Here is an 8,076-nt window from a genome sequence, read left to right on the forward strand (position 1 = left end):
CAGGCGGGGACCGCCGGGGCGACCGGCGCCGGGCGCAGGGCCAGCGCGATGACCACGCCGAGCAGTGCAAACACTGCGGCGCCGTACTCCGCACGCACCAGCCCGGTCAGCGCATCCGGAGAGCCGGCAGCTGCCACGTCGGCGTTGGCCACCATCACCAGTACCGCCAGGCCCAGCGCACCGCCGATCTGCTGTGCGGTGGCCGCCATGCCCGACGCCACGCCCTGCTGCGCCGCCGGCACGCCCTGACCCGCCACGATCCACATCGCGGTCCAGGTCATGCCCTGGCCGATGCTCAACACCACCACGCCCGGCAGCAATGGCCAGAAATTCGAGGCATGCGGCAGTGCCGCCGCCACCCAGGCGATGCCGACGGCACCGGCCAGGTTGCCGATCACCAGCACCCTGCGCGCGCTCCAGCGCTGCAGCGTCCACTCGGCAAGCTGGATGCCCACGGTGCACACCGCCGTGGCCGGCAGGAATGCCAGGCCGGCCTGCAGCGGACTCCAGCCGTAGCCGTCCTGGAAGTACAGCGCCATGAAGTAGTACTGCACACCGTAGCTGCTCATGAAAGCGAAGGTCAGGCCGAGGGCGGCACGAAGGCCCGGCAGGCGCAGCAGCGCGAACTGCATCAGTGGATCGCGGCTGCGCAGCTCGATCTGCACGAACGCGAACAGGATCAGTATCGACAGCACCAGGCAGCCCAGCGTGACGGGCGCCGTCCACCCCCATTCGGGGCCTTGTACCAGCGTGGTCACCAGCAGGCTGCCACCCAGGGTCACGGTGATGCAGCCGGCCAGATCGAACGAACGGCCCTGCGGGCGCCAAGCATCGGGCGGCAGCCACGCACCGGCGGCAAGCGCGCACGCGGTGGCCAGCGGCACGATCACCGCCAGCACGGCCGGCCAGCCGAAGGCCTGGGTGAGTACGCCACCGAGCAGCGTACCCAAGGCAAGACCCACTGCACTGGCCATGCTCCAGATCGCCAGCGCGCGGTTGCGGGCCGGGCCTTCTTCATACAGCGTGTTGATCAGGGCCAGCGTTGCCGGGAACAGCAGCGCGGCACCGATGCCCTGCGCTGCGCGCGCGATGATCAACAGGCCCGCATTCGGCGCCAGCGCGCCGAGCAGCGATGCCACCGCGAACAACAGCATGCCCAGGCGGTAGAAGCGGCGGCGGCCGATCAGGTCGGCGGCACGCCCGCCCAGCAGCAGGCTGCCGCCGAAAGCCACGGTGTAGGCACTGACCACCCATTGCAGCTGCTGCGCGTTGATCTGCAGCGCGCGGCCCATGTCATGCAGCGCGACAAAGATGATGGTGGCATCCAGGGCGATGATCAGCTGGGCGGTGGCCAGCAGGGTCAGTGCCCAGCGCGGGTATTTGAGGGGAGCCATCGATGGTCTGGACTGAAGGGGGAGCGCAGTCTCATTGATGCAGCGGAATCAATAAACCCCTCACCCGCCATATCTGTCATGATTTTCTGCATGAGTGGATCATCGATGGACCTCAACGCGGTGCGCATGCTGGTGCAGGTGGCCGAAGCACGCAGCTTCACCGTCGCTGCCGGCCAGCTCGGCCTGAGCCAGTCCGGGCTGTCGCGCGCGATCAGCCGGCTCGAGGTGGACCTGGGCGTGAAGCTGCTGCAGCGGAACACGCGCAACGTGGCATTGACCCCGGATGGGCGCCAGTTTGTAGAACAGGTCGCGCCACTGCTGTGCGGACTGGAGGACGCGGAACGGCAGCTTGCCGATCGCCCCTGCACGCCGTCGGGCACGCTGAAGATCAGTGCGCCGTCGATGTTCGGCCGCAAGGTGCTGGTGCCCCTGCTGGCGCCGCTGCTGGAGCGCCATTCACAACTGCAGGTCGAAGCCGTGCTCAGCGATCGCCTGGTCGACCTGGTCGAAGAGGGGTTCGACGCCGCGCTGCGTACCGGCACCATCGCCGACCAGCGCATCGTCGCCCGGCCCCTGCGACCGCTGCGCTGGGTGACCGTCGCCAGCCCGGACTACCTCGCCCGGCGCGGTGCACCGGGCGATGTGGCCGCACTGGCGGGGCATGCCTGCCTGGCCGTGCGCAACCTGCGCAGTGGCCGCCTGGTGGACTGGCAGTTCCTTCAGGACGGCCAGCTGCGCGAGTTCACGCCACCGACGCGGATGGTGTTCGACAGCGGCGACCCATTGGTGGAAGCCGCCATCGCCGGCATCGGCATCGTGCAGGTAATGGATTTCGCCGTGGCCGACGCCTTGGCCGACGGCCGTCTGCTGCGCGTGCTGCAACCGTATGAAGGCCGCAGCCGCGAACTCTCTTTGATCTACCCACCTTCGCGCCAGCACTCGCCGAAGCTGCAGGTGCTGGCCGACGCGCTGCTTGCAGGGGACTGGTAGCACCGGGCCATGCCCGGCGAGTCAAACCGCGGCAACAGATCGCGATGCCGCCGGGCGTGGCCCGGCGCTACCGGCGGGTTACGCGAAGCTGTCCGTGGCGCGCACCAGCGCGTCGACATTCTCCGCTTCGAACGCGGAGTGGCCCGATGCCGGGGTGATTTCCAGCTTCGCCTTCGGCCACACCTTGGTCAGGTCCCAGGCATTGGCGAGCGGGCACACCACGTCGTAGCGGCCATGCACGATCACGCCCGGGATGTCGGCGATGCGGTGCGCGTCGCGCAGCAGCTGGTCTTCCACCTCGAAGAAGCCACCATTGACGAAGTAGTGGTTCTCGATACGGGCAAAGGCCAGCGCGAAATGCGGGTCTTCGTGGCTGTTGATGAAGTCGTCATCCACATGCAGGAAGCTGGTCGCACCCTCCCACACGGCCCAGGCCTTGGCTGCTTCCAGGCGGGTCGCCTCGTCTTCACTGGTCAGGCGACGGTGGAACGCCGAGATCAGGTCATGGCGTTCAACCACCGGAATGGGCTTCAGATAGTGCTCCCATGCATCGGGGAACAGGCGGTTGGCGCCTTCCTGGTAGAACCACTCCAGCTCCCAGCGGCGGAGCATGAAGATGCCGCGCAGAACCAGTTCGGTGACGCGCTGCGGATGGGTTTCGGCGTAGGCCAGCGCCAGGGTTGACCCCCAGCTACCACCGAACACCTGCCAGCGGTCGACGTTCAGATGCTCGCGCAGCCGCTCGATATCGGCGACGAGGTCCCAGGTGGTGTTGTCCACCAGATCCGCATGCGGCGTGGAACGGCCGGCACCGCGCTGGTCGAACAGGATGATGCGGTACTTCGCCGGGTCATGGAACTGGCGCATCTTGTCGCTGCAACCGCCGCCCGGACCGCCGTGCAGCATCACCACCGGCTTGCCATCCGGATTGCCGCACTGCTCGAAGTACAGCGTGTGGCGGTCGTCGACCTTCAGGGTGCCGACGTCATAGGGGGTGATGGCGGGGTACAGCGTACGCATGCTTGCAGCTCCAGGGTGATGCCCTGCCGGGGCAGGAGAACCCCCATTCTAGGCCGGTCGCCGGCCGAGGGTGACCCGATCACGCTGCTCAAGGTCCTGCTGGGTCTGCACGTCGGCGAAACCGGCCGCATCGAACAGCGTGCGGATCGCCGCGCCCTGGTCCCAGCCGTGCTCGATCAGCAGCCAGCCCGCCGGCTGCAGGTGTTCGGGCGCGCCTGCGACGATGCGGCGGATGTCGTCCAGTCCGTCGATGCCGGACGCCAGTGCGCTGGCCGGCTCGAACCGCAGGTCGCCCTGCTGCAGATGCGGGTCATCGCTGGCGATGTAGGGCGGATTGCTGGCAATCAGTGCGAAGCGCGCGCCCTGCAGCGGTGCGTACCAGTCCTGTCCGCCTTCAGCGAAACGCACGTTGCGCAGTTCATGGTGGGCGGCATTGCGCGCAGCCATGGCCAGTGCACCGGGGCTGGCATCGGTGGCCAGCACCTGTGCCAGCGGCCGCTCGCTGGCCAGGGCCAGGGCGATCGCACCACTGCCGGTCCCGAGGTCGGCCACGGACAGCGGGCGGTCCGATGGCAGGCGTTCCAGCGCCAGCTCCACCAGCAGTTCGGTTTCCGGACGCGGGATGAGGGTCGCCGCATCGACCTGCAGATCAAGCGTCCAGAACCCGCGCCGGCCGGTCAGGTAGGCCACCGGCTCACCGGCGGCGCGACGCGCCAGCAGCGCCTCGAAGGCAGCCTGCGCCGTTGCCGGCAGCGGATCGGTCGCATGGGCGAACAGCCAGCTGCGTGGACGCTCCAGCACATGCAGCAACAGCAGCTCGGCTTCGTGGCGGGCGTCGATGCCGCCCAGGCGGGCGCTGGCGTCGGCCACCACCTGGCGCAGGGAGGGTTGGGTTGGGGAAGACATTCCGCAATTGTAGAGCCGAGCCCATGCTCGGCTGCTTCTGGAACAGCCGAGCATGGGCTCGGCTCTACAAAAGCTGGAATCCGTTCAGGTTTCGCCCGCGGGCATAAGGAGGGGCTATCAGCCCTCTTCACGCGTCCCTGGCGATTTTCCTTGTCACACAGGCAGTTGCAGGATGAGGGACGCAAGGTTCAGTGCGGGCTCATGGCAATTTGATAGGCTGTATCTATCAAATAGATGCAATCAATGGATTGTTCTTATCGCAACTGAGCCGGTAACCTAGCTCCTGTCGATTCACCCACTCCCTTCACCCAGAGGAAAAATGATGTCCCTCATCAATACCCAGATCCAGCCGTTTGAAGCCAACGCCTACCACAACGGCGAGTTCATCAAGGTTTCCGATGCCAGCCTGAAGGGCCAGTGGTCCGTCCTGATCTTCATGCCGGCTGCATTCACCTTCAACTGCCCGACCGAGATCGAAGACGCCGCCGACCACTACGCCGAGTTCAAGAAGGCTGGCGCTGAGGTCTACATCGTCACCACCGACACGCACTTCTCGCACAAGGTGTGGCACGAAACCTCGCCGGCCGTCGGCAAGGCCCAGTTCCCGCTGGTCGGCGACCCGACCCACCAGCTGACCAATGCCTTCGGCGTGCACATTCCGGAAGAGGGCCTGGCCCTGCGCGGCACCTTCATCATCAATCCGGAAGGCGTGATCAAGACCCTGGAGATCCACTCCAACGAGATCGCCCGCGACGTCTCCGAGACCCTGCGCAAGCTGAAGGCCGCCCAGTTCACCGCCGCCAACCCGAACCAGGTGTGCCCGGCGAAGTGGAAGGAAGGCGAGAAGACCCTGACCCCGTCGCTGGACCTGGTCGGCAAGATCTAACGCAGCACCGGCACGCCGTGGCCCCACGCCACGGCAGGCCCATCTCCATGCCGGCGGCATCGCCGGCGTGGGGGTGAACCCAAGACAGCCATCGCCGGCCCGTCGCGGCCAGCCAGCCCCTTCCACGGTCGCTGTCTTGGGTTCACCCCTACCCCCTGCTGGTCCGCTACCTTCTACAGCGGTGCCACGCCCCCTGTTTGCCTGAAGCCAGGAGAAGACCCGATGTTGGACGCCAACCTGCAGTCGCAGCTGAAGACCTATCTGGAGCGCGTGACCCGCCCCATCCAGATCACCGCGCATGCCGACGACGGCGACAAGTCGCGGGAAATGCTGGAACTGCTGCAGACCCTGGAAAGCCTGTCCGACAGCATCTCGCTGCAGGTGCTGCGTGATGGCCAGGGCCGCGTGCCTTCGTTCGACCTGGGCACGCCCGGCCAGGACATCCACCTGACCTTCGCCGGCCTGCCGATGGGTCATGAATTCACCTCGCTGGTGCTGGCGCTGCTGCAGGTGGGCGGTCATCCGTCCAAGGCCACCGCCGAACTGATCGAGCAGGTGCAGAGCCTGGAAGGCGAGTACCGGTTCGAGACCTATTTCTCCCTGTCCTGCCAGAACTGCCCGGACGTGGTGCAGGCGCTGAACCTGGCCGCGGTGCTCAACCCGCGCATCCAGCACGTGGCCATCGACGGCGCGCTGTTCCAGGAGGAAGTGGAGAAGCGCGAGATCATGTCGGTGCCGACCGTGTATCTCAACGGTGAAGTCTTCGACCAGGGCCGGATGACGCTCGAACAGATTGTGGCCAAGCTGGATACCAACGCCAGCAAGCGCGACGCAGAGAAGATCGCCGCCAAGCAGGCCTTCGACGTGCTGGTGGTGGGCGGCGGCCCGGCTGGCGCGGCCGCAGCGATCTACGCCGCGCGCAAGGGCATCCGCACCGGCATCGCCGCCGAGCGCTTCGGCGGCCAGGTACTGGACACCATGGCCATCGAGAACTTCATCTCGGTCAAGGAGACCGAAGGCCCGAAGCTCGCCACCGCGCTGGAGCAGCATGTGCGCGAGTACGACGTGGACATCATGGATCTGCAGCGCGCCACCGCGCTGGTGCCGGCCGGCGACGATGGGCTGGTACAGGTGCAGCTGGAAAACGGCGCGGTGCTGAAGTCGCGTTCGGTGATCCTGTCCACCGGTGCGCGCTGGCGGCAGATGAATGTGCCGGGCGAAGAGCAGTACCGCAACAAGGGGGTGGCCTACTGCCCGCACTGCGATGGCCCGCTGTTCAAGGGCAAGCGCGTGGCGGTGATCGGTGGTGGCAACTCCGGCGTTGAAGCTGCCATCGATCTGGCCGGCATCGTGTCGCATGTAACCCTGCTGGAATTCGATTCCAGCCTGCGCGCCGATGAGGTGCTGCAGAAGAAGCTTCGCAGCCTCGGCAATGTGACCGTGCTGACCAGCGCCCAGACCACTGAAGTGCTGGGCGATGGCAGCCGGGTCACCGGGCTGGTCTACAAGGACCGCATCGGTGGCGACGCCCACCGCGTGGAGCTGGAAGGCATCTTCGTGCAGATCGGCCTGCTGCCCAACACCGAGTGGCTGAAGGACACCGTGGCGCTGTCGCCGCGCGGCGAGATCGTCATCGACGACCGTGGCCAGACCAGTGTGCCCGGCGTGTTCGCCGCAGGTGATTGCACGACGGTACCCTACAAGCAGATCATCATCGCCATGGGCGCCGGCTCGACCGCCGCACTGAGCGCGTTCGATCACCTGATCCGCTCGTCGGTGAGCAAGAGCAGCGGGGCCGTTGCCGAAGCTGCCTGATCCACTGCTCCCGGGTTGCCGGGAGCATTGTCAGCTGCGGGGTGACCACGCCGCCAGCCGGTCCGTTATCCCTGGGATGTGAGGATGAATCTACGCGATCTGAAGTACCTGGTAGCCCTGGCCGACCACAAGCATTTCGGTCGGGCTGCCGCGTCGTGCTTCGTCAGCCAGCCCACGTTGTCCACCCAGATCCGCAAGCTGGAAGAAGAGCTGGGCCTGCCGCTGGTCGAGCGGGCCCCCCGCAAGGTGATGCTGACGCCGGCCGGCCAGGAAGCCGCTGCACGGGCGCGGGTGATCGTGTCCGAGGTGGAGCAGCTGAAGGAAGCGGCACGGCGCAGCCGCGATCCGGAAGCCGGCACGGTGCGCCTGGGAATCTTCCCGACCCTGGGCCCGTACCTGTTGCCGCATGTGATCCCGCGCATCCGCGAACGTTTCCCGGAACTGGAACTGCTGCTGGTCGAAGAGAAGAGCGATGTACTGCTGGAGCGCCTGCGCGAAGGCAAGCTCGATGCCGCGCTGCTGGCACTGCCGGTGATCGACGATCAGCTGCACGCCGAGTTCCTGTTCGAGGAGCCGTTCCTGTTGGCCGTTTCCGGTCGCCATCCGCTCGCCCAGCGCGCCCATCTGGATGTGCAGGAACTGGCCACGCAGAAGCTGCTGCTGCTGGAAGACGGCCATTGCCTGCGCGACCAGGCGCTGGAAGTGTGCCGGCTGTTCGGCGCCAACGAGAAATCCGAGTTCCGCGCCACCAGCCTGGAAACATTGCGGCAGATGGTCGCCGCCGATGTCGGCATCACATTGCTGCCGAGCCTGTCGGTGCAGCCCCCCGTCCCGCGCTCGAACAACATCCGCCTGCTCGATTTCATCGGCGAGGGCCGGCCCAGCCGCCGTATTGCGATGGTCTGGCGCCGCAGCTCGGCGATGAATGACTTCCTGATGGAGCTGGCCAGCCAGTTCAAGCGCCTGCCGCATGCGCTGTTCACGCTGGAAGCCGCCAATGGCACGGCCGCCGATCCGGCCAGCCTTTCCGGCCCCGCGCTGAACGGCTGACGGCCCCGCGTCCCC

7 protein-coding genes are annotated in these 8,076 nt (G+C 66.8%); 4 read left to right on the forward strand and 3 right to left on the reverse strand.

The window, feature by feature from the left end; genetic code table 11:
• Positions 1-1,394, reverse strand: a 1,394-nt coding sequence (locus N7367_RS18940; protein ID WP_279943006.1) for an MFS transporter, incomplete at its 3' end; no start/stop codon positions are given.
• 105 nt (positions 1,395-1,499) lie between these two features.
• Here N7367_RS18940 and N7367_RS18945 point away from each other — a divergent pair.
• Positions 1,500-2,384: a LysR family transcriptional regulator gene (locus N7367_RS18945; protein WP_065182851.1), complete on the forward strand. Its 885-nt coding sequence runs from the start codon at positions 1,500-1,502 to the stop codon at positions 2,382-2,384.
• 78 nt (positions 2,385-2,462) lie between these two features.
• On the opposite strand, the gene pip is transcribed toward N7367_RS18945, so the two are convergent.
• Together pip and prmC are read right to left on the reverse strand one after the other, a co-directional pair.
• Entirely contained in the window at positions 2,463-3,404 is a 942-nt protein-coding gene (gene pip / locus N7367_RS18950; RefSeq protein ID WP_065175985.1) for a prolyl aminopeptidase, read from the reverse strand.
• A 48-nt stretch (positions 3,405-3,452) separates the two neighbouring features.
• A complete protein-coding gene (gene prmC / locus N7367_RS18955; protein WP_279943007.1) occupies positions 3,453-4,310 on the reverse strand; it encodes a peptide chain release factor N(5)-glutamine methyltransferase in 858 nt (285 codons plus the stop codon).
• Positions 4,311-4,632: 322 nt separating this feature from the next.
• Here prmC and ahpC point away from each other — a divergent pair, with 322 nt between their 5' ends.
• From ahpC to N7367_RS18970, 3 genes are all read left to right on the forward strand, one after another.
• The gene (gene ahpC / locus N7367_RS18960) at positions 4,633-5,196 is read left to right on the forward strand and encodes an alkyl hydroperoxide reductase subunit C (protein ID WP_005408159.1); all 564 of its coding nucleotides are present in this window, start codon (positions 4,633-4,635) and stop codon (positions 5,194-5,196) included.
• A 222-nt stretch (positions 5,197-5,418) separates the two neighbouring features.
• Positions 5,419-7,011, forward strand: coding sequence for an alkyl hydroperoxide reductase subunit F (gene ahpF / locus N7367_RS18965; protein WP_053519116.1), 1,593 nt, complete (start codon positions 5,419-5,421; stop codon positions 7,009-7,011).
• An 84-nt stretch (positions 7,012-7,095) separates the two neighbouring features.
• A complete protein-coding gene (locus N7367_RS18970) occupies positions 7,096-8,061 on the forward strand; it encodes a LysR substrate-binding domain-containing protein (RefSeq protein ID WP_065175982.1) in 966 nt (321 codons plus the stop codon).
• The last annotated feature ends 15 nt before the right edge of the window (positions 8,062-8,076 follow it).

This window comes from Stenotrophomonas sp. GD04145, from assembly GCF_029835135.1.
GTDB lineage: Bacteria > Pseudomonadota > Gammaproteobacteria > Xanthomonadales > Xanthomonadaceae > Stenotrophomonas > Stenotrophomonas maltophilia_P.